Origin of the sequence: Saccharopolyspora pogona, assembly GCF_014697215.1 — a bacterium.
Classification (GTDB): domain Bacteria; phylum Actinomycetota; class Actinomycetes; order Mycobacteriales; family Pseudonocardiaceae; genus Saccharopolyspora; species Saccharopolyspora hattusasensis.
In genome coordinates, this window is the sequence record NZ_CP031142.1 from 909,494 (window position 1) to 931,520 (window position 22,027).

Consider the following 22,027-nt stretch of genomic DNA (forward strand, 5'->3'; position numbering starts at 1 on the left):
GTGCCCTAATTCCGGTCGAACGCATGGCGCAGCCTTGGCATCGACACCGATCCGCTCGGGGAGCCAGCGATGAACGGTTCACCGGGAGACAACCTGCAATGGCTGGTCCAGGCGCTGCGGCCGATTCCCAACCGTTGCGACGACGCGTCGATCGCGTCGTTGCGACGATCATGGCCGACTTGCTGGGCGTCGCGCTGCCCGGGATACCTGTTGCCGCGTGGACTGATCGTCGGTGCCCGGATGATCGCCGACGCGCTCGCGGGGTGCTCGTGGCACCGGGAGTGGGACGTTGTCGAACCGATGTGGACTCGCTTGCGTTGAGGCAGGAGTGCGAGGTGGGAACCGTGGCCGGCTATGAGGTTCTCGTGGTGGGGGTGGACGGATCGGACGCGAGCGCGCGAGCGCTGCACTGGGCCCTCGATGAAGGACGGCAGCGGTGCGTACCGGTGCACGTGGTCATGGCTTGGACATCGCACGCTGTTCTCGCCGGGCCGGGCCCGATGTTGATGCGTCCTGGCCTGGCGCCGCACCACGTGCGGGAACAGATTTGGGAGGACCTGAAGAATGTGGTGCGCGGCTGCATGGGCGGAACCACGACGCCGGAGGTCCACATCGAACTCGTCGAGGGTGATGCTGCCGAGGTGTTGGGCGAGCGGTCGGCGCACGCCACGATGCTGGTCCTGGGTGATCGTGGTCACGGGAGGGTCGCCGACGCGATTCTGGGCAGCACGGCACTGCGGTGCATCCACAAGGCACGATGCCCGGTGCTGGTCGTCCCCGAGAGAATGCCGGAGCGGACCGAGCAACATGAACAGGCCGGCGTGGCATCCCTCGATCCCGCGCTTGATTAGGGCGAGTCAGCAGTGAGGGGAGATCGATCGGGATGAATGAGACCAGTCGCAAGGCTGTGGTGGTGGGGTTCGATCTGACGGAGTCTTCCCGACGTGCTGTGTGGTGGGCAGCGCGCGAGGCATCCAGTCGGCGTCATCCGTTGATGCTCGTGCACGTGCTCACGTGGCCGTTCGAAGAGCTCGCCCCGATCAAGGTGCCAGGCGAAGGTGACGTCCTGGAGCCGCTGCAGAAGATCCTGCGACAGGAACTCGCGGAATTGGTCGCCGGCTGCTGGGAAATCGACGCGGAGCTGGAAGTGCACAGCAGCATGCCGTTCGGGGATCCGGCGGAGATGTTGGCGGACTTGGCCGGGGAGGCCGAGGTGCTGGTGCTCGGCGGGCCGCGCATCGGGATGGAGTTCGGGGTGCTGGGCTCGACGTCGGCGGAACTGCTGACGCGACGTACCGGGGCTCCCATCGTCGTGGTGCGCGGTGGCCGCGAGCAGCTCGGTTCGGCGCCGGTCGTCGTCGGCGTCGACGGATCATCGGCCAGCCGACTCGCCATGGGTTTCGGCTACGACTTCGCTTCCCGTCACGGCAGCGAACTGGTCGCGGTGCACGCTTGGAGCGACCTTCCGCTGGATCCCTTCGCCCGGGTGCAGCAGTGGGAGCTGCCTTGGGGCGAGGTGCGCGAAGAAGCCGAGGAAGTTCTCGCCTCATCCCTGTCGGGCTGGGGTGAACGGTTTCCCGATGTCAGCGTTCGGCGGGTGGTTACGCCGGAAAAGCCCGCCGAGGCGCTGTTCAGAGAAGCCGAGGGCGCGAGCCTGCTGGTCGTGGGCAGCCATGGGAGGGGACGCATCCGTCGCAGCCTGCTCGGCTCGGTGAGCCATGCGGTCGTCAACCGCGCCTCTTGCCCGGTCGCAGTCCTGCGCGCTGGGTGACGCGCCGGCGCTACTGCGCTTGATGTCCTCCTGCGGTACGGACGACAGCTACCGGGCACTGGGCGTGGTGCAAGACTCCTGCAGCCACCGAACCCAGGAAAAGCCCGTCGAACCCGCCGCCGCCCCGGTGCCCGACGACGAGCAGACATGCGTCGCGGGCCGCATCGGTCAAAACAGCTACGGGGTGTCCCCGCTGGGCCACCTCGCGCACCGTGACCTTCGGGTATTCCTCGCGCAGGGCAGCGGTTTGCTTGCCCAGCGACTGTTTGATCCCCCGCTCCACCTGTTCGCGGTCGGCGGGTGTCAACGGCACGGCGAGCAGGCCTTCTTCGTGCCACACCTCCATCACGACCAGGTCGGTGCCCAGCCGCTCTGCGGCGGCGAACGCGAACCGCAGCGCTTCCTGGCTGCACGTTGAATCATCCACACCGGCGACCACTGGGCCCACGGTGGTGGGGACGCCCTTGCGCACGATGACGACCGGGCAGGACGCGTGGGTGGCCACGCCGACGCTCACCCCGCCCAGCAGGGCGTCGGTGAAACCGCAATGCCCACGCGCACCGAGGACCACCAACTGTGCTTTCGCGCTCTGGCGCAACAGCACCTCGACCGGATGACCGGTCGCGACTTCGGCGTTCACCGCAAGATTCGGCCGGTTGGCACTGCACTCCGCCGCGGCCTTCTGCACCGCCTTCTCGGCGTAATCGGCGCGGGCCGGATCGTCGTTGGTGATCACGACGTGCAGCGGCGCGCGGCGGCGATCCGCTTCCGCGGCGGCCCAGACGGCAGCCGTGATCGAGCTGTCCGATCCGTCAACGCCCACCACAACGGGCTGGTCCGGTGTTGACATGGCACTTCCTCAACCTTTCGTGTCACGGACGACAGCGACCGGGCACGGGGCGTGGTGCAGCACACCGGCGGCCACCGATCCCAGCAGCAGTCCGGTGAACCCGCCGCGTCCGCGGTGCCCGACAACCAGCAGCCGTGCATCTTCGGCTGCGGCGGCGAGCTCGGCGACCGGGTGTCCCCGCTGGGCGACCTTGCGGACAGGCACATTCGGGTAGGACTCGGCCCAGCCAGCGAGTTGCTCTGCCACCCCGCGCAATGCTTCGTCGCGCAGATCGGCCAGCTCGTATTCCAGGCGGGGCACGACCGGCGCGTACTCGATGTCCTGCCATACCTGCATGGCCACGAGCTCGGACTCATACCGGGACGCGGCGTCGAACGCGTACTGCAGGGCGGCGCCGCTGTGCGGGGAGTTGTCCAGCCCGACGACGACCGGGCCGCCCTCGCGGCGCTCTCGGACCACGACGACCGGGCGCCGCGCGTGGGTAGCCACCTTGGCGCTGACCGAGCCCAGCAAGGTCGCGGCCAGCGTGCTTCGTCCGCGTGAACCGACCGCTACCAGCACGGCACCTTCGGAGAGCTGTAGCAGGACGTCCGCGGGGTCGCCGGGCACGACGTCCGAGGAGACTTCAAGGCTTGGGTGGTCGCCTGCGATCTGGTCCGTCACTGGTCCGAGGATTTCCCAGGCCTCGTCGTCCCACATCGGGTCACCGGACGCCATCACGACGTACAGCTGCTTGGCGGGCCGCAGATCGGCTTCTCCAGCAGCCCACCGAACGGCCGTCAGCGACGATTCGGAGCCATCCACTCCGACGACAACCCGCCCAGTCGACTCCATGCCAAACCTCCCACTGCCTGCCTCCTGGGTACCCCGGGCCAGCTTCGGCACATAAGGCCACTCGGCCCTAGCTAGTGGGGCCGCGGTTCTCGGTGATGGCGACAGCGATCACGGTCGGCACGAAGTAGGCGGCGGTGGCTCCGACCAGGCGTTGGCACCGATTCGCCGCGAACAGCGCATGGTGTGGGGTCGTTGGACCCTGCTGCGGCGCTGGCTCCGCCCTTCATCGTGGGACGTCGACTCGAGCAGTGGGACGGTCGCCGTCGCCGGCTGGGCGCCCGCTGCTCCGCCGGAGGAGCACGGGGAACGAGGATGCGACAGCGGGTCCGCACGATCGCGCAGTGGGCAGTGGTGCTGGGTGGCAACCCATGCCGACGGCAGCGGTGCCCGCACCACGCTGACCAGCTCGCCGTGAATGGCTGTGTTCACGCATCTGGCCGGAATCCGGGGAAGCGGCTCGCGGCACTGTGGATTTGACAGGGGAAACCGAGATGCTTGAGAAGCTGACGGACGCACCGGACGGGATCGACGCTGTCAAAGCCATTGGCACGGTGTCGAAAGAGGACTACGAAGAGGTCTTCGAGCCGCTCGTCGAGTCGGCGCGGAGGGAGAACCGGCGCATTCGACTCCTCTACCAGTTCGGGGCGGAATTCCGGGGTTTCACGCCGGGGGCGGCTTGGGAGGACACCAAGCTCGGGTTCGGGGCGATTCAGCTGTTCGACGGCTGTGCGGTCGTCAGCGACACGTGGTGGATCCGGGAGTCGAGCCGGCTCGTGGGCTTCCTGCTGCCCTGCCCGGTGCGGGTCTTCGGCAATGACGAACGGGATGCGGCGATCGATTGGCTGAGCTCGTTGCCCGAAGGTCCCGGCGTGTCGCACCGGCTCGTTCCTGAGTCGGGAGTCCTCGTGGTCGAGGTCGAAGAACCCCTGCGGGTGCAGGACTTCGACGCCTTGGCGCGGACAGCGGATACGTGGCTGAACGAGCACGGTGATCTGCCAGGCCTGGTCGTCCATGCTCGCGAGTTTCCCGGCTGGGAGAACGTCTCGAGCATGCTCCGGCACGTGCGATTCGTGCGCGACCACCACCGCAAGGTCAAGCGCGTGGCGCTGTCGGCAGACAGCAAACTGGCGAGTCTGGTACCGCATCTCGCCAAGCACTTCGTCCAGGCCGAGGTGAACAGTTTCGGGTACGACGAGATTGACGATGCCATCACGTGGGCGGCAGGCCCTACTGGGCGAGGTACCTGAGACGTTTTTCGGGGGAGGGGGACGATGGGCTCTACTTGTGCCCTCCTCGGCTCGCGATCATCTTCCTCGTAGGTTCGGTTCGCTCGGTGCACCTCGGGAGGTTCCGATGCTGAGACGCTACGAACGGCGCCTTCTCGAGGAGATCGAGCGGCAGCTGTGTTCCGAAGACCCGGAGTTCGCGCAAAGGATGACCCATGTGCGCCCATTCATGAAGGTCTTGGGGTGGCTCACGGTTCGCAGGGCTCTCGGAATTGTGGCGGCGTTCCTCGCCCTGCTGTGCGTGGTGTTCAACGAAGGTACCGGATTCGTCGTTGCCGGGGCACTCGCCGCAGCGCTGTTCATGTCCGAGAGTTGGCAGATCCAGACCGAATGACGAGGAGTTTCGCGATGCCCACGACAGAGCACTGGTCGGTCGACATCTACCTCACCGAGGAAGAAGACCGCACTCACGCCCAAGCGCAGTTGCACACTCGGGACGCGACCGATCTGCGGGGCAACGGGTTGGCCAAGCGGAGCCCCGAGGACGTCAACGTTCCGGAGGTCGGTGCCGAACTCGCCGCGGCCCGGGCGTTGTTCGAACTCGCGCATTGCCTGCTCCGCGCGGCGACTGTCGACGTCGAACAGCTGACCGGCAAGCCCGCACACCTGCACAGCTAGTGTCCTGCACCGGAAATTCATGGTCGAAATGGCTATACTGCGGGAATGGCGAGGACTGGGCGGCCGAAGGCTGAGTTGGTGCTGACCGACGATGAGCGTTCGACGTTGCAGCGTTGGGCTCGGCGGGCGAAGAGTTCGCAGGCTTTGGCGTTGCGGTGTCGGATTGTGCTGGCATGCGCCGATGGTTTGTCCAATGTGGATGTCGCCGAGAAGTTGCGGGTGTCGCGGCCGACGGTGGGCAAGTGGCGGTCGCGGTTTGTCCAGCGACGACTGAAGGGGTTGGTCGACGAGGATCGCCCAGGCGCGCCGCGGAAGATCACCGACGAACAGGTGGAGAAGGTGGTCGTCTCGACGTTGGAAGAGAAACCGAACAACGCGACGCATTGGTCGCGTACATCGATGGCGAAGCGTTCCGGGCTGAGTAAATCGACCGTGGGACGGATCTGGAAAGCGTTCAACCTTAAACCCCACTTGGCCGACACATTCAAGCTCTCTACCGATCCGCAGTTCATCGAGAAGGTCCGTAACGTCGTCGGCCTGTATATGAACCCGCCCGAGAACGCAGTGGTTCTGTGCACCGATGAGAAATCCCAGGTGCAAGCGCTGGAGAGGTCCCAGCCGGTGTTGCCGATGATGCCCGGCATGCCCGAGCGGCGCACCCACGACTACGTCCGTCACGGCGTCACCAGCCTGTTCGCCGCCTTCGACATCGCCACCGGCAAGGTCATCTCCTCGCTGCACCGCCGGCACCGCTCGGTCGAGTTCCGCAAATTTCTCACCAAGATCGACAAAACCGTACCGGCGGAGTTAGGCGTCCATGTCATTTGTGACAACTACGCCACCCACAAAACCGAGATCATCCAGAAATGGCTAGCGAAGCATCCCCGATTCCAAATCCACTTCATCCCGACCGGATCGTCCTGGATCAACCAGGTCGAACGCTGGTTCGGCGAATTGACCACCAAACTCCTGCAACGCGGCGTGCACACCAGCGTCCAGGCACTCGAGGCCGATATCCGCAACTGGATCGACGAGTGGAACAACGATCCCCGGCCGTTCATCTGGACGAAGAGCGCTGACGAGATCTTGGAGTCACTCCGATCATATTGTCAACGAATCTCCGGCGCAGGACACTAGTGCTGTAGCTGCTGGGACGCAAGCAGCCAGCCCAGCGGTACGTGATCAGTGAACGACGGCGACGGGACATGGGGCGTAGTGCAGTACTGCGTGGCTGACCGAGCCGAACAGCGCCGTCCGGACGACGCCGCGTCCGTGGGTTCCGACGACGAGCAGATCGGCGTCGACGGCGGCCGTGAGCAACGCTTCTGCGGCGTGTTCGGAGCCGTCCACACCGAGCTCACTCGCGCGGGAAGCGGCGTCGGTCAGCACAGTGGCGGGATGGCCTAGGCGCACCTCGGTCCACACGTCCAGTCCGGGCAGCTTCTGGCGGCACTCTGCGGCCATGTCCTCTACTGTCCGCTGCGCGGCACCGCGCATCGGTTCGAGCGCGACCGCCTCGCTGGACAGGTGGATCCGGGTCAGTTCCTCCAGCGGAACGGCGAATGCGTGTACCAGGAGCAAGGGCTGGTTGCGTGTCGTGGCCTCAAGAGCGGCCCACCACACCGCCCGCTGCGACTCGGTGGACCCGTCGAATCCCGCGACCACCGCTTCCGCCTGCAACGCATGCATATCCGCCACCCCGCCTTGCCGCCAGGATGCGCGTGCTGCGCCGGGGATGCAGGCCAGCGCTCAGGTCGATGGACGTGACCAGAGCAGGGCTGCCGTCCACCACCCGGGCGGGTCAGAAGTCGTGGTCGGTGTCGGCGAGTGCGAAGTAGTTCTCTTCCTCCTGGGTGAAGTGCAGGCAGAGCACGGCGTGCAGGCCGTACAGGGTGGCGAGGAGGTCCTCGATCTGGTCGTCTCCGATGCGCCCTTGAGACTCGGCCAATGCCAGGTGAGTCCCGATCCGCCTGCTGAGCCTGTCGATCTCGGCGTGCATGCGGCTCATCGTGGCGGTGGCTTCGGAACTGCCCAGGGGAGCGGCGAGGGCCGGGTAGAGCTGGGTCTCCTCGGCCTGCTCGTGCGGGATCAAGCGCCGGTCCAGGAAATCCCGAGTCCGGCGCAGCGCGGCGAGCGCCTTCGTCGAGCCGGGGGCTTCGGAGAGGAGGTCTGCGGTGTCGCGGATCAAGGGCAGGGTTTCGCGGAGCTTTTCCTGTTCGGCGTCGAATTGGTGCAGCAGGTCCTCCGTGGAGTGCGGCACGGTGAGCTCACCTCGGTGACTGCCGCCCAGAGCACGCAGCGCGTTGGCGATAACCGCGAGGTCGATGCCTTCCTGAAGCAGCGCGCCTGCCGCCGGCGGTAGCCAGCCGACGGCGGCGACGCCCATGGCGATGATGGACAGACCCATGCCGACGGCGGCGCTTTGCACCGCGATGCCACGTGCTCGGCGGGCGATGTTCACGGCGTCGGCGAGGCGATCGAGTCGGTCGGTGGTGAGCACGATGTCGGCGGCCTCCGACGAGGCGGTCGAACCCCGGGCGCCCATGGCGATTCCCACCGTCGCGGCCGCCAACGCGGGGGCGTCGTTGACCCCGTCGCCGACCATGACGGTGGTCGCCGTTGCGCTTTCGGCGCGGACGCGGGCCACCTTCTCCGTGGGGGTTTGCTCCGCGTGCACCCAGTCCAGCCCCAGCACACTGGCGACGTCTCGGGCGGGTTCGGAGCGGTCGCCGGTGAGCATGACCAGGCGCTGCAATCCCGCGTTCCGCAGCCGTCTGAGGGTCCTGGGGGCGTCCCTGCGAAGGGGATCGCGAAGCAGTAAGGCGCCCTGCAGTTCGCCTTCGCAGCTGACCCAGGCGATGGCGGTGGCGTCGAGCATGGCTCGGTTGAGCACGGCGTCGGCCCAACGGGGTCTGTTCTCCGGTAGTGCGAGTCTGCCGACTTCGACGCGCATGCCGTCGACGATGCCACTCATTCCTCGCCCGGGTTGTTCCGACGCGTCGCGCGGTCGGAGCAGAGCGAGGTGCTGCTTTCGGGCGTGCGCGACGATGGCGTCGGCGAGGACGTGCGGGGATGCCTGGTCGAGCGAGGCGGCCATCCGGAGCACCTCCGACGCGTCGGAGGTCGGTGCGGCGATGACGTCGACGACGGTCGGACGCCCTGCGGTCAGGGTGCCGGTCTTGTCCACGATCACGGTGGTGGCGTGGCCGAGGTTCTCCAGAGCTGAGCCGTCACGGATGATCACGCCGATCCGGGAGGCTCGGGACATGCCCGACACGATGGCCACTGGCACTGCCAGCAGCAGCGGGCACGGAGTCGCGACCACCAGCACGGCAACAGCGCCAACAGGGGAGCCGGTGATCAGCCAAGCGCCACCGGCCAGGAGCAGGGCCAGGGGTAGGAACCACGTCGCATACCGGTCGGCGAGGCGGACAACGGGTGCCCGCTCAGCACCGGCCTCTTGCGCCAACCGCACGATTCCGGTGTAAGTGCTTTCCTCGGCTGTCGCGCCGGCCCGCAGGTCGAAGGCGGAGCCAGCGTTGACAACCCCGCTGCGAACGGGCTCTCCGGCAGTGCGTTCGACGTGGGCGGACTCGCCGGTCAGCACCGATTCGTCGAGGACTGCGGCACTACTTCCGACCTGGCCGTCCACCGGCACCACCTCGCCGGGGTTCACCAGCAGCAGGTCGCCGACGCTCACTTGGTCCACGACAACGGTTTCGAGCGCGCCATCCGCGTATCGATGAGCGAACCGCGGCGCGTGTTCCAGCAAGGCGCGCAGGTCGTGGGAGGCCCGGCGCTGCGCCGCGGCGTCCAGGGCCTGCCCGGACGCCAACATGACCGCGATCAGCGATCCGGCGAGGTACTCGTGCACCACGAGGGTCCCACCGAGCGAGAGCACGGCGATGAGATCTACCCCGGTACGTCCGCGCCACAGCGCGTGCGCCATCCACGTCAGCGCGGGCGCGATCGCTACCGCGGTTCCGGCCACCCACGCCGCGTCGGCCGTGCTGGCGGCGCCAACCGCCCAGGCGATGACGCCGAGCAGCAACGCGCCCGCAGTGACAGCGAGTAGGGTTGGCTCGAACCACGGCCGAACGCGGCGAGCAGCGTTCTGCGACCTGGGTACTGAGCGTGGTCCGGACATCAGCGGCACATCCCCAATAGTCGGAGCTGGCTCCGGCGTCATGACCAAGCGGTGAGGAAGTCGACTGCCGAGTCCACTGCGGTTAGTTTGTCGTTGTCGTTGTCGTTGTCGTTGTCGTTGTCGTCTTCGTCGATGCGGGTTCCGCTGGCATTGCCGAGGGTTTCGACGAAGACGAGGAAGTCCAGGGAGTCCAGTTCGAGCGCCTCGCGGAAGTCTTCGTGGCCGTCCAGCTCGTCGAGGTCGGCTCCGGGCATGGCCTTCAGCAGCGCATCACGCACGAGGCCGCGGGCGTGCTGTGGTGTGGTCGGCTGGGTCATCACAGTTCCTCCGGATCCTGCAGGAACGTGTCGATGTTGGTGAGGAAACGGCCGCCGGTGGCGCCGTCGGTTGCGCGGTGGTCGCCGGAGAGCGCTGCGGTGACTTACCGGGCGGATCCCGATCAGGTCGTCGATGGCCCATGCTCGGTGCATGACCGCGCCGAATCCGATGAGTGCCACCTGTGGGGGTAGATCACGCCTTGTAGGGTTTCGACGCCGAGATCGCCGAGGTTGGTCACGGTGATCGTGGCTGGAGTGGTGTCTGAGGAGCGTAGGCGGGCGGTGCGGGCGCGGGAGACCAGCTCGCGCAGGCGGCGCATGATCTCTGTGAGTGGAAGCTGCTCGGCGTCGACGATGCTGGGGGTGAGCAGGCCTCCGGCTGATCGGCTCCCACCGCATCGGGTCCTCTCCCCGCTCCACCTGACCAGGCAAGCCCGGCGGACATCGCAGTCGCTAGAGGCCAACGGCTCTCACGGGCAGCAGTCGTTTCCAAGGCGTTCCTGGTGTACTTCCTCAACCCGTGGAGCGCCATCAACCTGGTCGACTTCTACTTCCTGCGCAAGGAGAACTACGACCTGGACGCATCGAGCAGCAGCTCTCACCGGAGGACGACCCGGCAGCGACTGCTGTGCCCGTGCACGATGCGCTCTGCATCGCGTCCGTGGTGCGGCCGGACGTCGTTACGTCCTCGGGTTTCTACCACGTGACGGTGGAGACGGGCGGCGACCAGACGCTCGGCGAGATGATCGTCGACACCCGTCCTTGGTCGACCGCGCATGTCACCGCCACGGCCGCCATTGCAGCAGCGGCGGGATGTCGGGCGAGTTCGAGCTGCCCTGACGCGCCGCCGGGTGCGCAATTTCGCGAGAAATTGACGTTCACCCGGGTGAACGTCAATTTCTCGCGAAATTGTGCCCCACCCAGTGGCGAGTGCACCCGGCGTCATTGGCTGTCAGGTGCCGACCTGCGGTCAGGAAACGGGGGAGCTATGACCGAGTACAAGCCGCGGATCGTGGTGGGCGTGGACGGTTCGCCCGGCTCCCGAGCTGCACTGCGCTGGGCGCTGCGGTACGCCGAGCAGAGCGACGGACGCGTCAAAGCGCTGATCGCGTGTGGCTATCCGGCCCTCGTCGACGTGGTGCTGCCGATGTCGGAGGGCGACGTAGCCGCCGAGGCCAGGCGGGAGTTGCGGAAAGCGGTCGAGGAAACCGCCGCCTCACTGGGGGCGCGGGTTCCCGTGGAGCAGACGGTGGTGCGAGATCACGCGGCGCGTGCACTGCTGGACGAGGCCCAGGAGGCAGACCTGCTCGTGGTGGGCAGCCGTGGGCGTGGCGGATTCGCCGGGACTCTCCTCGGATCGGTCGGCCAACACTGCGTGCTCCACGCGCCGTGTCCGGTCGTCATCGTCCGCCACGTCGACGGCTGACCGCCCCTTGATGAGATCTCTGGCAGGGATTTATTCATTGTCGACGTGCGATCTCGTGTCGTTGCGAGTACACCGGCTTCGACTGTCGAGTCGGGACGGTAGGGAATCATGAATGAGAAAGCGCCGCGGATCGTTGTCGGCGTGGACGGCTCGCCGGGATCGAGGGCCGCGCTGTGCTGGACGCTGCGCTACGCCGAACAGTGCGGCGGCGTGGTCAATGCGGTGATGGCGTGGGTTCCGTCGACCTTCACCGAGATCACGCCAATGCCCCCGGCGCTCTCGGACGAGGATGCGGTTGCTCGTGCGGAGTGGGAGTTGCGGAAGGCGGTCGACGAAACCTCGGCTTTGCTGGCGACGTCGGTGCCCATTCATCGAGAGGTGGTTCGCGGGCATGCCGCGCGAGCGCTGCTGGACGAAGCTCAGGACGAGGATCTGCTGGTGGTTGGAAACCGTGGACACGGCGGATTCGTCGGTGCGCTGCTCGGATCGGTGAGTCAGCATTGCGTGAGCCACGCGCACTGCCCAGTGGTTGTTGTCCGTCCTACCGCGAGATGACGTGGCGTGCAGGGGAAGGGGAAGGCGCGGCCGCTGTCCGCCACGCCTTCCAGTTGTTCACTTGCCCTTGCGCATCACCGGGATTTCCTTGCGGGTCTCGGCTTCTCGACGTGGCATGTGGATGGTGAGGATGCCCGCTTCGTACTCGGCCTTGATGTCTTCGGTGTTGCAGCTGGTCGGCAGCAGCAGGGTGCGGCTGAACGAGCCGTAGTAGAACTCGCTGTGCCGGTCGGTGCGTTCTTCGTGCTTGCGCTCCGCGGTGATCTTGAGCTGGTTGCCCTCGACGTTGATGTGGATGTCCTTTTCGGGGTCCACGCCGGGGAGTTCGCAGCGGACCACGAACTCGTCCTTCTCGGTGTAGGTCTCCACGCGCATCGCATGCCGTTCACCGAAGGGCCACTCGGTTTCGAACATCTGGAAGATGTCAGGCAGGCCCAGGCTCGGCCGAGGCAGCAAGCTGGTCATGGTGTCCTCCGTTCGCGAAAGATGGACAACGTCCACAGTCCGTCTTGCCATCCCTGTGGAATAGGGCCGACCGGCCCGTTCCGGCCGGACGCATCGCGGGTACCCGGGCGGCGTTGAACGTGAACCCGTGGTGCGGGGGAGTGTTGCGATGACAAGCAGAACGGTCCCGTCGCAGGAGACGATGCGCTCGGCGCTGGCCCTGGCGTGCCGGGCGCCGTCGGTGCACAACAGCCAACCATGGCGGTGGAAGCTGGCCGAGCATTCGGTGCACCTCTACCTCGATCGTTCCCGGCTGTTGGGAGTCATCGACCCGACCGGGCGGGAGATGGCGGCGCGGTCCTCAGCCACGCCCGCATTGCCTTCGCAGCTGAAGGGTGGCGAGCCCGGGTGCACCGCCTGCCGAACCCGGCACAACCGGACCACCTGGCGTCGATCGAGTTCACCGAGCTGACCGAGATCGACCCGCACGTCGAGACGCTGGCGGCAGCGGCGGCGAACCGGCGTACCGACCGTCGGCCATTCCTGACCGACCCGGTGCCGCAGGAGGTCCTCGCGCCGTTGCGCGAGGTCGCGCGGCTGGCGGACTGCATGCTCAGCTTCGCCCTGGAGGACCGGGAGCGCCGCGACTGGCGATCCAGCACGCCGGCGCGGAGCAGCGGGACCAACCCGAGTACCGGCAGGAGCTCGCCGCCTGGGCGGGGCGGCACGCGTCCGCTGAGGGGGTGCCGGTGCGCAGCCTTCCAGCGGAGCACGTGCGCGGCATGCCTGAACGGGACTTCGCGTTGGTCGCCGAGGGGGAGCTAGCTACGAGAGCTGGCTGCGGGGGAGACGCTGAGCGCGGTCCTGCTCAGCGCGACGAAGCAGCGCCTCACAAACCTACGGTGCGCACGCCTCCGCACGGCACGAATACCTGCCCGGCGCGATGCGGGGCTACTCGTGGTGGTGGGTGCTTCTCTTGCCGGATGTGGGTGGATGTGGTTGTGGTGCCCGCACCGGGCTGCGCCGCTTGCGAACCGGTTTGCCGCTCTCTCCTGTTCCGCGCGCTGTCGCATCGTGGGAACCGGTTTCTTCCGGTGTGGTCTCGGTATGTGTCTTCTCGGTGCGCGGCCTGGATGTGCTCCGGTCGGGCCGGCGCGCCGGTCGGCCTTCCTTTTCCTTTGCAGCACCTTTGGCTTGCGGGATCATGTCGGCATCGGTCGGTGTTCGAGCGCCGTCGTCGGAGCCCTTCAGCCTCTCACCGGCCCGGGTAAGGGCGCCGCCTGTTGTAGCCAAGACCATCCCGATACTGCGGGTCACGCCTGTGCGCAGCCGTCCGAGCCGTCCCTCGCTACCGGATTCGCCGATCTTTTCCTTCACTTGTCCAGTGCGAGACTTAGGCAGGTCCGTGGCAGCGTCGGAAATGGTCCGACCAGTGCGCTTCAAACCGGGCTGGGTCCGCTCGCGGACTAGCGGGGCGTTCGGCAACTTCCCACCCACGTTGTGGACGAGCGGACCAGGGCTGAGCCGCCGAAGCTTCCGGCTCACCTTTCGGGCGGTCTTACGCAGCTCAAGCTTCAGTAACCACCTCTGCACGTAACCGATGACGGTCGCCAGAAACACCTTGATCCGGGTCATCGCAACCTCCGGCGCTATCACATTGCCGGAGATCGCGTCCGCCAAAAAAGTAGGACCTCGACCTCGGCGATGTCCGAGCTGTCGCGCTCGGTGTTCCCCAGCCCCGGCGATTGAAACCACGCGGTGTGAACGACTTGTGCCCGTCGTAGCACCGGACAGTTGGGCACTGGATCGGTTATCGACAGCCACCAGTGGGGTAGCCTCGATGCATGGCTTCGCTGGGCAAGTCAGGGGCCAGGCCACAGAAACTCCTAGCTCGATTGGCCGGATGGCTACGGGAGGCCGCTGGGCGGATCGTCCGCGACCTGCTGGTCAAGGGTTCCGAGGTGCTACACCGAAAGGTTCCCGCCTGGTTGGACAAACTCGCCAACTCGGCGAGCAGTTCGCCGAGCGTGCAATCTGGACTGGCTGGGGTTTCCGCTGCCATTAGGGGGAAGCACCCATTGTGGCCGGCGGTGAAGGCCGCGGTCGCCGGACTGAGTGTCAAGGTCAAGGTTCTCCTGGTCGTTGGCCTTGCCCTCGTCCTGCTGCTGGGGCCCGTGTTGCTCGTGCTGCTCTTGTTGTTCCTGATCGTTGTTGCGGTGATCAGGACGATGCGACTGCGACGCAGTGAGGAACTTTTTACTTTACGGTGATTGTGGGGTGATTCAGAGTGGCATGACCCGCACATCGCGGTCGTGTTCAGAGCGCATGCCATCGTCATCGCTGCTACCAGCTCTTGAACCTTCATCGACTGAGTGTGTCGGGAAGCCCTGACGAAAATCGCGCTGAACGCTGGGAAACGGAAGAGTGCAGCGTAGTTTTCAAGCGTTCGGACGTGGCGTGCATACCGCGATCTTGGCATCGGGAGGGGTCGTGATGTTGGTCCGGATCAAGGTGTACCTGGCGGCTTTCATCGGCTACCTGCTGGGCCGATGGCGCATGGGGAAAGCCGCCTTGCGCCTCGCGCGCCTGCTGGCACGCAAGAAACTGAGCAGCATGCCTGCCCGCCGACGGGCGGCCTCGAATCACAGAAGGCTACGGCTTCAGCGCGCAGGTGTGACTGCTGCAGGCGTTATGGCTGGAGCCGGCGCTGCATACGCTGCATATCGCATGACTCGCTCGGTCGCGCTCGAACCCAGCGAAGCCGAGCAACCGTCTGGCGAAGGCCCTCCAGGGGAAGGCGCTGCGTCGCTGGGTGAGAGCAGGGACGAGACAATCGTTCCGCCAGAGGGTGCTATCCCGGCCGCACGCGAGGCACCCAAGACAAAAGCTAGGAAGGCTGCGAAGAAGGGGACCCAACGCTGACCCGGTACCGAACCACGGCCATCTAATTCGGGCGCCGGAGGTCCCGGTCAGGAGGGGACGCCCAGTGGACCTCGGCCATCAAGACCACCGTGCAAGGACCGGGCTGGCTACCGCATCTCGTTCATCTTCGTCTTGCAAACGCCAAGAGCATACTGGTTGGTGAGCACGATGTTCGTGCGCCCGGGGACGTGCCCTGTGAGGTGCTCCACTGATCAAGGATGCTCTGTCCGGCAAAGGCATCCGCATCTCGGAGGAGGGAGGCGGCACCATGACGTGGTTCCCTCGCTTGCTCGGCATCGGTACGGCGGCACTTGGTGCGACCATCGTTCTTCGTCCAGAAGCGCTGGCCGTTCCATGCGGACTGACCGACGCGGCCGGAACAACTTCCCCAGGTGTGGCGGCGCTTTGCCGAGGCATCGGCACTCGAGACGTTGTATCGGGACTGACCCTGGCCTTCGCTCCCAGCCCGAATCCGTTGCGACTGGCCGTAGTAGGTCGCGTGGCGACCGACATCGGTGATGCACTGCTGCTGGGCAGCCTTAAACCCGAACCGCCGACGCGGAGCACTTTGGCGACGCTCGCAGCCGGCCGGGGCTTGCTGAGCGCCCTGATCGGTTTGACCATACGCTCAGGACCACCGGATGAAGCTGCGGAGCTAGGCGGTGAGGAGGCGCATCGCCGAGATCTCCACGAGCACTACACCCCAGAACGTTCATGGCCCCTACGAGACTGGGTGAGTGGCATCGTGGACGAGGAACTCCGGAGGCCGGCGTCGTCCGGTGATCTCGATTTCGAGTTCAGGCAACGATATTCCATCGTGAGGGACAGCCGCGATGGTTGATGTATTTCAAAAGCAGAATCGATCATGAAATCGACCCGTGGCGGAGGTGTCCGGCGGCCAGTGGGCGGGTAGCCTATTGAAATGATCGTGGTAGTCGGCTGATCGGGCTTCGACGCTTGGTCGATTGCAAGATAATAGCGCCGAACACTGGCTGCACTCGGTTACGTGAGTTGATCGTGACTGCGGGCAACAGGCCCGGGCTGTTCGGGCAGGGAGCTGATCATGAAATCCGGACCTCAAATCGCGCTGGCTGTAGCCCTCGGCTATGCCCTCGGGCGAAGTCGCAAGATGAAGCTCGCGATCACAGCCGCGGGGATGTTGGCGGGACGACGTTTCGCGGATCCCAAGGAACTGCTGGCCAAGGGTGGCAAACTGCTACGTGCGTCTCCAGACGTGCAGAAGCTTACGGGGGAGGCGCGAGAGCGATTGCTGGACGCGGCCAAGTCAGCGGTGATGGCGGCAGCAACGAGCAAGATCGAATCGCTTGGTGACAATCTGACGAAACGTGCCGCCGGGTTGCGTGCGGTCAACGTCGAAGGCGCCGGCGAGCAGCTTTCGAGCGCCGGGAAAGAAGTGACCAGCCTCAGCAATAAGGCAATGGGGCGGAGGGCGAGCTCGGAGGGGGCCCCCGAAGCGGACGAGGACGAGACCGACTCTGGGGGAAACGAAGAAGAACAGCCTGCGGAGCAGTCCTCGGAAGGCAGAGTGGAACGCCACCGCCTGCCCGAACACACCACACCCTTGAGCGGTCGGCGGGCGAGGTCTGCCGCCGAGGCGAAGGAAACCGTGAGGACGTCGCAATCCAGTGCGCGGGGCAAGACGACGTCTGCGAACAAGTCCTCCAGCGGTTCGAGCGGCCGGGCTGGGAGCCGGAGCGGCGGTTCGGCGGGGCAGGGCCAGCGCAAGCAGGCGGCGACCCCCAGGTCCAAGCCGTCTGCTCCTAAGAAGACGTCTTGAGCGGGCTGGGTGATGACAATGGCGCAACCGTCCAGCGAAAATCGCGGATCCAGATCGGGTGGCTTGTTGCGAGAACTGCCACTCGAGCCATTGAAGGCCGGCGCCAAGGCGCTACTGATGTCGGCCGGGGAGCGTGCGGCCGGTTTCGTCGGCGACAAGGTCGAAGAAATGGCCGAACGGTTGACCGAATCGGCGGAAAACGGTGGCGCCGGACTGATGGCAGCGGTCACGGGTACCAAGGAGCTGGCAGAAGGAGGATCCCCTGTCAAGTCGGCGCTGAAGGCCGGTTTGACGGGTATGGCAGAAAAAGCCAAAGGCGCACTGGGCATGGGCGGCGGAAAAGGAGGGAAGAAGGGGAAGTCCAAGGTAGTGAACATCATCGAGCACAATGATGTTGGGCTGCCGATTCGCGTCGTGTACGACCAGTGGACCAGGTTCGAGGATTTCCCGAGCATGACGAAGAAAGTCCTTAGCGTGGATCAGGAGTCCGACGAAAAGGTCAACTGGAAGGCGCAGATCTTCCTCTCGAAGCGGAGCTGGCAAGCCACCATCGTCGAACAGGTTCCCGACGAACGGATCGTGTGGACTTCAACAGGCGCGAAGGGGACAGCGGACGGCTCCGTCACCTTCCACGAGCTCGCGCCGGACATGACCAGGATCCTTCTCGTCATCGAGTACTACCCGCAAGGGTTCTTCGAGAAGACCGCGTACATGTGGCGCGCGCAGGGCCGCCGTGTTCGCGCCGACTTCAAGTACATCAAGCGGCACCTGATGACGCGGACGATCTTGGAGCAGGACGCGGTCGAAGGTTGGCGTGGCGAGATCCGAGATCGTGAGGTCGTTAAGACCAACGAAGAGGCTTTGCGCGAAGAGGAAGAAGCGGAGTACGGCCCTGAGGCCGGCGAGGAAGAGCCGCAAGAGTACGAGGGCGAGTACGGCGAAGCCGAAGAGGTCGGCGAGGAGGGCGAGTACGGCGACGAAGGGGAAGAAGCCGAGGAATACGGAGAGGAAGAGGAAGGCGAATACGGCGACGAAGAGAACGAGAGGGGCGAAGAGTCGGAAGCCGAGGAGTACGAAGGTGAAGGCGAGGAGGAGTACGACGAGGGCGAAGGCCGCGAAGACGAAGACCAGCACGGCCGGCGTCGCCGCGAAGCGGTGACGTCCAGCCGGAGAAGGTGATCACATGACCGTTGCGAGCATGCAAGGGGGCGGCGGATCGCCGGTGCAGCGCGGATCGTCGGGCGACTTGGCGGAGGTTGTCGAACTTATCCTGGACAAGGGACTCGTCATCGACGTCTTCGTTCGGGTTTCCCTGGTGGGAATCGAGATTGCCACCGTCGATGCGCGGGTCGTAGTGGCCAGTGTGGACACCTACCTGCGGTTCGCCGAGGCGACCAACAGGCTGGACCTGGAGCAGAAGGGCGGCAAGGACCTCCCGGAGCTGGTGGAGGGCATGACGCAGAGCGGCGTCGAAGGCAAGACCAAAGGAGTGATCGACGCTGCCAAGGACAAGTTCGACGAATTCCGGAGTGGTGATCAGGCGGAGAGGCGGGAGAAGCAGCCTGTGAAGCGCAGGGAACCGCGGAGTCGGGAGCGTGAACTATGACCACGCACGCGAGGCACGCCGAGGGTGTCCGGACCGAGCAAGAAGGCACCGAGAAAGCCGTGTATGTCTACGGCATTATCGGTCGCCGAGACGAGCTGCCGGACGAGCTTCCCTCCGTCGGGGACGACGAAGCCAAGGTGGTGCTGGCCTCGCGCGGCGAACTCTCCGCGTTGATCAGCGAGGTGCGGCTGGTTCGACCGCTCGGCACGCGTGAAGACCTGCTTGCGCATGAGCGTGTCCTCGATACCCTCGCCGCCGAAACGACCGTGATACCGATGCGTTTTGGTTCGGTCGTGACCACTGAGAAAGCGGTCGTCGAGGAGCTGCTGGACCCCCACCACGACCACTTCGAGGCCATGCTAACCGAACTTGAAGGACTCGTTCAGTTCACCGTTCGGGGCAGATACGCAGTGAGCGCGCACCTGCGCGAGATCGTGGCTGAAGTGCCCGAGGTCCGACAGCTCCGCGAAGATCTCAGCGGTCTGCCGGAAGACGCTGGCTATGCAGAGCGCTTGCGGCTGGGTGAACTTGTCAGCAACGCCGTCGCCCAGAAACGCGAATCCGATGCGGATACGCTGATAGCCTCGCTCGAACCGTCCTCCGCTGCTTCACTTTCACATGCGGTCGCAGCCGAAGACGATGCCGTGCACGTCACATTCCTAGTCGATCGCGAGCAGATCCCGCAGTTCGAGCAAGCCGTGGACGAACTGGGGGAGCGGTGGGCGGGACGGATCGACCTGCGCTTGATCGGTCCGCTCGCACCCTACGACTTCTTGCCGGGGGCCTGAACATGGGACTCATCACCGGCCTTCTCACGCTGCCCTTGGCGCCAGTACGGGGTGTCGTGTGGGTTGCCGAACAGGTGAAGCAGCACGCGGAACAGCAGTATTACGACCCCGCGCTCATCCAGCGCCAGATTGCGGACGTCGACGATGCCTACGCGGCCGGTGCGCTGTCCGACTCGGAACGCGACCGGTTGCATGAAGACTTGCTGAACAGGCTGTTCGAGGCGCAGCGGCGGCGTCGAGGAGAGGAGATGTGACCTGGTGGCTACGGCGCGACGCGAGGGATCAGGAGATCGCGAGCAGCCGGCGGAGCGTCGCCGGCGCAACCTCCCGCGGCAGACGGGATCCAGGACGCCGACAACCAAGAGCAGCCCGGAGCAGGACCGGAAGCCGGAGCGGGTGCGCCAAAAACACGACAGCGACGATGACAAAGGCCGAGCGCAAGCACAGCATCCACTCAAAGCGGCCCAGGTGGCCCGGCTGGCCGTACGCCAAGTGCACGAGTTGACCGGTCGACAGCCGGAAGGCGTTACTTCTCTTGAGCGGTCCGAAACGGGCTGGGTCGTGGGCGTCGAGGTGGTCGAGAGCCGCCGGGTTCCGGACACGGCCGACATCTTGGCCGTGTACGAGGCAGAACTGGACGACGACGGTGATCTCGTTTCTTACCGCCGGGTCGACCGCTATTCCAGAGGGCGAGGCAACGAACGATGAACGGCTATGACGGCAGCGACCGGGCCACCGCTCCTGCGGTGCGAGGAGGGGGTGCCCGCGCACCGACGTGGTACGGCGAGCGAGCGACGTCCGCACAACCGCAGTCCGCGAACCTTGCCGACATCCTGGAACGGATCTTGGACAAGGGCATCGTCATCGCCGGTGACATCCAGGTGAACTTGCTGGACATCGAACTGCTCACGATCAAGCTCCGGCTGGTCGTCGCTTCGGTCGAGCGCGCCCGCGAAATGGGGATCGACTGGTGGGAGCACGACCCCACGCTGTCCTCCGGCCACCGCGACCTGGTCGAAGAGAACCGGTCGCTGCGATCACAGGTGCGTGAGCTCGAATCCGGCCGCAGCACGACCGAGGCCGCGCTGGAGGAAGGTGCGGACGAGCCGTTCCCCGAACCTCATCGGGAGGTGCGCGAACGCAGCACTGAGGAGCAGGACCGTGGCTGAAACGCTCTCTTACGTCTACGCGATCTTGCGAGCGGGCGTGGACATTTCCGGGCGTGTGGCAGGAATCGCCGGGTCGGAGGTCCGTCTGGTCACTTCCGGTAGCCTTGCCGCACTTGTCAGCACTGTCGACGCTGGGGAGTTCGGCGAGCAAGGGCTGCGCAAGAACCTCGAAGACATGGGGTGGCTGGAAACTACGGTCCGGGCACATAGCCGGGTCGTCGAGGCCGCGATCACCGCCGCCCCTGTCGCCCCGCTGGCCCTGGCCACGGTCTACTACAACGATGACCGCGTTCGGGCCGCGCTCGCGGAGCGCGGACCCGCGTTTGCAGACATCCTGGAGCTTATCTCCGGTCATGCCGAGTGGGGTGTCAAGGCGTTCGCGGACGTCAGTAGGAAGGAGCAGCGGGAGCCCACCGCCTCGGGCCCCGGAGGGTCCCAGGAGCGGCCGGGGCAGGCATACCTCGGCAAGCTCCGGGAACGGCGGAAGGGACAGGCCGAGGCGGAGCGCGATGTGTTGCAGCAAGCCGAGGAGATTCATGCCGCGCTCAGCGATCTGTCTCATGCGAACCGGGTACATCCGCCGCAGAATCGTGATCTCGCGGGCTATCAGGGGTTGATGGTGCTCAACGGCGCTTACCTGGTGGACGGCGCGCGCACCGAGGAGTTCATTGCGGCGGTGGAGAGCATAGCCGCGGAGAGCGCCCTGCGGATCGAGCTGACCGGACCGTGGGCCCCGTACTCGTTCGCGATGGTGGAAGGTACGGATCAGCGGTGAGCGCGATTGGCGCGGGCCGCGACATCAGCCCGCTCACAGTTGGCGACTCCCGGGAGATCGCACTCGTCGACCTGCTCGACCGGTTGTTGGCGGGCGGCGTCGTGCTGGCCGGCGACATAACCATCTCGCTGGCGGGTGTCGACTTGGTGCGGGTGTCTTTGCGGGCCATCATCACCTCGATCCACGAGGTCACGGTGGACGCCGACTCGTGGGAGCAGGTCGACGATGGGTGAATCTTCGCGTGACCAGCGACCCGAGAGGCAACGGGGACTGCCGCATCGCATCGAAACCGACGCGGAGTCGGTACAACGTGACCTGGTCCGGCTCGTCCTGACTATCGTCGAACTGCTGCGCCAGTTGATGGAACGGCAGGCCCTGCGCCGTGTGGATGCGGGCGGGCTCGACGAGGACCAGGTGGAAGAGCTGGGCCTGGCTCTGATGAAGCTGGAAGAGGCGATGGCCGAACTCCGCGACCGCTTCGGCTTCGCCGTTGAGGACCTCAACCTGGACCTCGGGCCGCTCGGCCCTCTGCTACCTCGCGATGACTAACCACAACGGAAACTGCCATTTGATCGCGATTCGTGGCTTTCTTCGTCGCCCACGCCGTGGCGCTGGTCATGTGACGCCTTTTGCGCGGGTCAGTGGATACGACAGCTACTACTGGAGGTCTCTCTCGTGTCTGTTCTCTGTACACTGCCGCACCGCTAGGGTGACGGATCCT

At 65.7% G+C, this 22,027-nt stretch carries 31 protein-coding genes and 1 pseudogene; 24 read left to right on the forward strand and 8 right to left on the reverse strand.

The genetic code is table 11. From position 1 onward, the window contains the following. Positions 1–69: 69 nt before the first annotated feature. The 3 genes from DL519_RS03720 to DL519_RS03730 are packed head-to-tail and all read left to right on the forward strand — an operon-like array spanning position 70 to position 1,771. Complete coding sequence (locus DL519_RS03720) at positions 70–321, forward strand: hypothetical protein (RefSeq protein ID WP_190812894.1); 252 nt, start codon at positions 70–72, stop codon at positions 319–321. Between the two features lie 14 nt (positions 322–335). Then, the gene (locus DL519_RS03725; RefSeq protein WP_190812895.1) at positions 336–851 is read left to right on the forward strand and encodes a universal stress protein; all 516 of its coding nucleotides are present in this window, start codon (positions 336–338) and stop codon (positions 849–851) included. Between the two features lie 32 nt (positions 852–883). Continuing rightward, positions 884–1,771 (forward strand): universal stress protein, encoded by an 888-nt coding sequence (locus tag DL519_RS03730; protein ID WP_190812896.1) that lies wholly within the window; start codon positions 884–886, stop codon positions 1,769–1,771. A gap of 10 nt (positions 1,772–1,781) precedes the next feature. On the opposite strand, the gene DL519_RS03735 is transcribed toward DL519_RS03730, so the two are convergent. Together DL519_RS03735 and DL519_RS03740 are read right to left on the reverse strand one after the other, a co-directional pair. Next, positions 1,782–2,621 (reverse strand): universal stress protein, encoded by an 840-nt coding sequence (locus DL519_RS03735; RefSeq protein ID WP_190812897.1) that lies wholly within the window; start codon positions 2,619–2,621, stop codon positions 1,782–1,784. A 9-nt stretch (positions 2,622–2,630) separates the two neighbouring features. After that, the gene (locus DL519_RS03740; protein WP_190812898.1) at positions 2,631–3,455 is read right to left on the reverse strand and encodes a universal stress protein; all 825 of its coding nucleotides are present in this window, start codon (positions 3,453–3,455) and stop codon (positions 2,631–2,633) included. 491 nt (positions 3,456–3,946) lie between these two features. On the opposite strand from DL519_RS03740, the gene DL519_RS03745 reads away from it, so the two are divergent. The 4 genes from DL519_RS03745 to DL519_RS03760 all read left to right on the forward strand — a co-directional run bounded on the left by DL519_RS03745 (position 3,947) and on the right by DL519_RS03760 (position 6,496). Further along, positions 3,947–4,702, forward strand: a complete 756-nt coding sequence (locus DL519_RS03745) for a SpoIIAA family protein (protein WP_190812899.1) — start codon at positions 3,947–3,949, stop codon at positions 4,700–4,702. A gap of 106 nt (positions 4,703–4,808) precedes the next feature. Next, the gene (locus tag DL519_RS03750) at positions 4,809–5,075 is read left to right on the forward strand and encodes a DUF3040 domain-containing protein (protein ID WP_190812900.1); all 267 of its coding nucleotides are present in this window, start codon (positions 4,809–4,811) and stop codon (positions 5,073–5,075) included. 14 nt (positions 5,076–5,089) lie between these two features. After that, positions 5,090–5,359 carry a DUF1876 domain-containing protein gene (locus tag DL519_RS03755; protein ID WP_190812901.1) on the forward strand — a complete coding sequence of 90 codons (270 nt, stop codon included), beginning with the start codon at positions 5,090–5,092 and terminating at the stop codon, positions 5,357–5,359. Positions 5,360–5,404: 45 nt separating this feature from the next. Then, entirely contained in the window at positions 5,405–6,496 is a 1,092-nt protein-coding gene (locus DL519_RS03760) for an IS630 family transposase (RefSeq protein ID WP_190812759.1), read from the forward strand. 45 nt (positions 6,497–6,541) lie between these two features. On the opposite strand, the gene DL519_RS03765 is transcribed toward DL519_RS03760, so the two are convergent. From DL519_RS03765 to DL519_RS49655, 4 genes and pseudogenes are all read right to left on the reverse strand, one after another. After that, positions 6,542–7,048 carry a universal stress protein gene (locus DL519_RS03765; RefSeq protein ID WP_190812902.1) on the reverse strand — a complete coding sequence of 169 codons (507 nt, stop codon included), beginning with the start codon at positions 7,046–7,048 and terminating at the stop codon, positions 6,542–6,544. Between the two features lie 112 nt (positions 7,049–7,160). Continuing rightward, complete coding sequence (locus DL519_RS03770) at positions 7,161–9,506, reverse strand: heavy metal translocating P-type ATPase (RefSeq protein ID WP_190812903.1); 2,346 nt, start codon at positions 9,504–9,506, stop codon at positions 7,161–7,163. A 38-nt stretch (positions 9,507–9,544) separates the two neighbouring features. After that, a complete protein-coding gene (locus DL519_RS03775; RefSeq protein ID WP_190812904.1) occupies positions 9,545–9,823 on the reverse strand; it encodes a phosphopantetheine-binding protein in 279 nt (92 codons plus the stop codon). Next, positions 9,823–10,287 (reverse strand): annotated as a pseudogene (locus tag DL519_RS49655) (2-oxo acid dehydrogenase subunit E2). The gene DL519_RS03775 and the pseudogene DL519_RS49655 overlap by 1 nt, the downstream one beginning before the upstream one ends. Positions 10,288–10,326: 39 nt before the next feature. Here DL519_RS49655 and DL519_RS03785 point away from each other — a divergent pair. From DL519_RS03785 to DL519_RS03795, 3 genes are all read left to right on the forward strand, one after another. Beyond that, complete coding sequence (locus tag DL519_RS03785) at positions 10,327–10,530, forward strand: hypothetical protein (RefSeq protein ID WP_190812905.1); 204 nt, start codon at positions 10,327–10,329, stop codon at positions 10,528–10,530. Between the two features lie 281 nt (positions 10,531–10,811). After that, complete coding sequence (locus DL519_RS03790; protein WP_190812906.1) at positions 10,812–11,249, forward strand: universal stress protein; 438 nt, start codon at positions 10,812–10,814, stop codon at positions 11,247–11,249. A gap of 108 nt (positions 11,250–11,357) precedes the next feature. Continuing rightward, positions 11,358–11,804: a universal stress protein gene (locus tag DL519_RS03795; RefSeq protein WP_190812907.1), complete on the forward strand. Its 447-nt coding sequence runs from the start codon at positions 11,358–11,360 to the stop codon at positions 11,802–11,804. A gap of 57 nt (positions 11,805–11,861) precedes the next feature. On the opposite strand, the gene DL519_RS03800 is transcribed toward DL519_RS03795, so the two are convergent. Beyond that, entirely contained in the window at positions 11,862–12,269 is a 408-nt protein-coding gene (locus DL519_RS03800; protein WP_190812908.1) for an Hsp20/alpha crystallin family protein, read from the reverse strand. Between the two features lie 148 nt (positions 12,270–12,417). Here DL519_RS03800 and DL519_RS03805 point away from each other — a divergent pair, with 148 nt between their 5' ends. Beyond that, the gene (locus DL519_RS03805) at positions 12,418–12,720 is read left to right on the forward strand and encodes a hypothetical protein (protein WP_190812909.1); all 303 of its coding nucleotides are present in this window, start codon (positions 12,418–12,420) and stop codon (positions 12,718–12,720) included. After that, positions 12,657–13,073 (forward strand): hypothetical protein, encoded by a 417-nt coding sequence (locus DL519_RS03810; RefSeq protein ID WP_190812910.1) that lies wholly within the window; start codon positions 12,657–12,659, stop codon positions 13,071–13,073. The genes DL519_RS03805 and DL519_RS03810 overlap by 64 nt, the downstream gene beginning before the upstream one ends. A 126-nt stretch (positions 13,074–13,199) precedes the next feature. Here the strand turns inward: DL519_RS03810 and DL519_RS03815 are convergent, their stop codons facing one another. Next, a complete protein-coding gene (locus DL519_RS03815) occupies positions 13,200–13,928 on the reverse strand; it encodes a hypothetical protein (protein ID WP_190812911.1) in 729 nt (242 codons plus the stop codon). A gap of 308 nt (positions 13,929–14,236) precedes the next feature. Here DL519_RS03815 and DL519_RS03820 point away from each other — a divergent pair, with 308 nt between their 5' ends. The 12 genes from DL519_RS03820 to DL519_RS03875 all read left to right on the forward strand — a co-directional run bounded on the left by DL519_RS03820 (position 14,237) and on the right by DL519_RS03875 (position 21,855). Next, a complete protein-coding gene (locus DL519_RS03820; RefSeq protein WP_190812912.1) occupies positions 14,237–14,518 on the forward strand; it encodes a hypothetical protein in 282 nt (93 codons plus the stop codon). A 1,151-nt stretch (positions 14,519–15,669) separates the two neighbouring features. Further along, positions 15,670–16,011 (forward strand): hypothetical protein, encoded by a 342-nt coding sequence (locus DL519_RS03825; protein WP_190812913.1) that lies wholly within the window; start codon positions 15,670–15,672, stop codon positions 16,009–16,011. A gap of 288 nt (positions 16,012–16,299) precedes the next feature. After that, on the forward strand, positions 16,300–16,968 hold the full coding sequence (locus DL519_RS03830; RefSeq protein ID WP_223838412.1) for a hypothetical protein: 669 nt from the start codon (positions 16,300–16,302) through the stop codon (positions 16,966–16,968). Positions 16,969–16,986: 18 nt separating this feature from the next. Beyond that, positions 16,987–18,147: an SRPBCC family protein gene (locus DL519_RS03835; protein ID WP_223838413.1), complete on the forward strand. Its 1,161-nt coding sequence runs from the start codon at positions 16,987–16,989 to the stop codon at positions 18,145–18,147. A gap of 4 nt (positions 18,148–18,151) precedes the next feature. Next, on the forward strand, positions 18,152–18,574 hold the full coding sequence (gene gvpJ, locus DL519_RS03840) for a gas vesicle protein GvpJ (RefSeq protein WP_190812915.1): 423 nt from the start codon (positions 18,152–18,154) through the stop codon (positions 18,572–18,574). After that, positions 18,571–19,362: a GvpL/GvpF family gas vesicle protein gene (locus DL519_RS03845; protein ID WP_190812916.1), complete on the forward strand. Its 792-nt coding sequence runs from the start codon at positions 18,571–18,573 to the stop codon at positions 19,360–19,362. Before gvpJ ends, DL519_RS03845 begins: the two co-directional genes overlap by 4 nt. Before the next feature lie 2 nt (positions 19,363–19,364). Further along, on the forward strand, positions 19,365–19,616 hold the full coding sequence (locus tag DL519_RS03850; protein WP_168588241.1) for a gas vesicle protein GvpG: 252 nt from the start codon (positions 19,365–19,367) through the stop codon (positions 19,614–19,616). Positions 19,617–19,620: 4 nt separating this feature from the next. Next, a complete protein-coding gene (gene gvpO / locus DL519_RS03855; protein WP_223838414.1) occupies positions 19,621–20,070 on the forward strand; it encodes a gas vesicle protein GvpO in 450 nt (149 codons plus the stop codon). Then, entirely contained in the window at positions 20,067–20,531 is a 465-nt protein-coding gene (locus DL519_RS03860) for a gas vesicle protein (RefSeq protein WP_190812917.1), read from the forward strand. Before gvpO ends, DL519_RS03860 begins: the two co-directional genes overlap by 4 nt. After that, on the forward strand, positions 20,524–21,306 hold the full coding sequence (locus DL519_RS03865; protein ID WP_190812918.1) for a GvpL/GvpF family gas vesicle protein: 783 nt from the start codon (positions 20,524–20,526) through the stop codon (positions 21,304–21,306). The genes DL519_RS03860 and DL519_RS03865 overlap by 8 nt, the downstream gene beginning before the upstream one ends. Further along, on the forward strand, positions 21,303–21,539 hold the full coding sequence (locus DL519_RS03870; protein ID WP_190812919.1) for a gas vesicle protein: 237 nt from the start codon (positions 21,303–21,305) through the stop codon (positions 21,537–21,539). Before DL519_RS03865 ends, DL519_RS03870 begins: the two co-directional genes overlap by 4 nt. Continuing rightward, positions 21,532–21,855 (forward strand): gas vesicle protein K, encoded by a 324-nt coding sequence (locus DL519_RS03875; protein ID WP_190812920.1) that lies wholly within the window; start codon positions 21,532–21,534, stop codon positions 21,853–21,855. Before DL519_RS03870 ends, DL519_RS03875 begins: the two co-directional genes overlap by 8 nt. The last annotated feature ends 172 nt before the right edge of the window (positions 21,856–22,027 follow it).

Bases quoted from the DNA above. Each gene is read 5' to 3' on its own strand.
- DL519_RS03720 (WP_190812894.1), top strand. From the start codon at position 70: ATGAACGGTTCACCGGGAGACAACCTGCAATGGCTGGTCCAGGCGCTG.
- DL519_RS03730 (WP_190812896.1), top strand. From the start codon at position 884: ATGAATGAGACCAGTCGCAAGGCTGTGGTGGTGGGGTTCGATCTGACG.
- DL519_RS03735 (WP_190812897.1), bottom strand. From the start codon at position 2,621: ATGTCAACACCGGACCAGCCCGTTGTGGTGGGCGTTGACGGATCGGAC.
- DL519_RS03740 (WP_190812898.1), bottom strand. From the start codon at position 3,455: ATGGAGTCGACTGGGCGGGTTGTCGTCGGAGTGGATGGCTCCGAATCG.
- DL519_RS03745 (WP_190812899.1), top strand. From the start codon at position 3,947: ATGCTTGAGAAGCTGACGGACGCACCGGACGGGATCGACGCTGTCAAA.
- DL519_RS03750 (WP_190812900.1), top strand. From the start codon at position 4,809: ATGCTGAGACGCTACGAACGGCGCCTTCTCGAGGAGATCGAGCGGCAG.
- DL519_RS03755 (WP_190812901.1), top strand. From the start codon at position 5,090: ATGCCCACGACAGAGCACTGGTCGGTCGACATCTACCTCACCGAGGAA.
- DL519_RS03760 (WP_190812759.1), top strand. From the start codon at position 5,405: ATGGCGAGGACTGGGCGGCCGAAGGCTGAGTTGGTGCTGACCGACGAT.
- DL519_RS03765 (WP_190812902.1), bottom strand. From the start codon at position 7,048: ATGCATGCGTTGCAGGCGGAAGCGGTGGTCGCGGGATTCGACGGGTCC.
- DL519_RS03770 (WP_190812903.1), bottom strand. From the start codon at position 9,506: ATGTCCGGACCACGCTCAGTACCCAGGTCGCAGAACGCTGCTCGCCGC.
- DL519_RS03775 (WP_190812904.1), bottom strand. From the start codon at position 9,823: ATGACCCAGCCGACCACACCACAGCACGCCCGCGGCCTCGTGCGTGAT.
- DL519_RS03790 (WP_190812906.1), top strand. From the start codon at position 10,812: ATGACCGAGTACAAGCCGCGGATCGTGGTGGGCGTGGACGGTTCGCCC.
- DL519_RS03795 (WP_190812907.1), top strand. From the start codon at position 11,358: ATGAATGAGAAAGCGCCGCGGATCGTTGTCGGCGTGGACGGCTCGCCG.
- DL519_RS03800 (WP_190812908.1), bottom strand. From the start codon at position 12,269: ATGACCAGCTTGCTGCCTCGGCCGAGCCTGGGCCTGCCTGACATCTTC.
- DL519_RS03805 (WP_190812909.1), top strand. From the start codon at position 12,418: ATGACAAGCAGAACGGTCCCGTCGCAGGAGACGATGCGCTCGGCGCTG.
- DL519_RS03830 (WP_223838412.1), top strand. From the start codon at position 16,300: ATGAAGCTCGCGATCACAGCCGCGGGGATGTTGGCGGGACGACGTTTC.
- DL519_RS03835 (WP_223838413.1), top strand. From the start codon at position 16,987: ATGGCGCAACCGTCCAGCGAAAATCGCGGATCCAGATCGGGTGGCTTG.
- gvpJ (WP_190812915.1), top strand. From the start codon at position 18,152: ATGACCGTTGCGAGCATGCAAGGGGGCGGCGGATCGCCGGTGCAGCGC.
- DL519_RS03845 (WP_190812916.1), top strand. From the start codon at position 18,571: ATGACCACGCACGCGAGGCACGCCGAGGGTGTCCGGACCGAGCAAGAA.
- DL519_RS03850 (WP_168588241.1), top strand. From the start codon at position 19,365: ATGGGACTCATCACCGGCCTTCTCACGCTGCCCTTGGCGCCAGTACGG.
- DL519_RS03860 (WP_190812917.1), top strand. From the start codon at position 20,067: ATGAACGGCTATGACGGCAGCGACCGGGCCACCGCTCCTGCGGTGCGA.
- DL519_RS03875 (WP_190812920.1), top strand. From the start codon at position 21,532: ATGGGTGAATCTTCGCGTGACCAGCGACCCGAGAGGCAACGGGGACTG.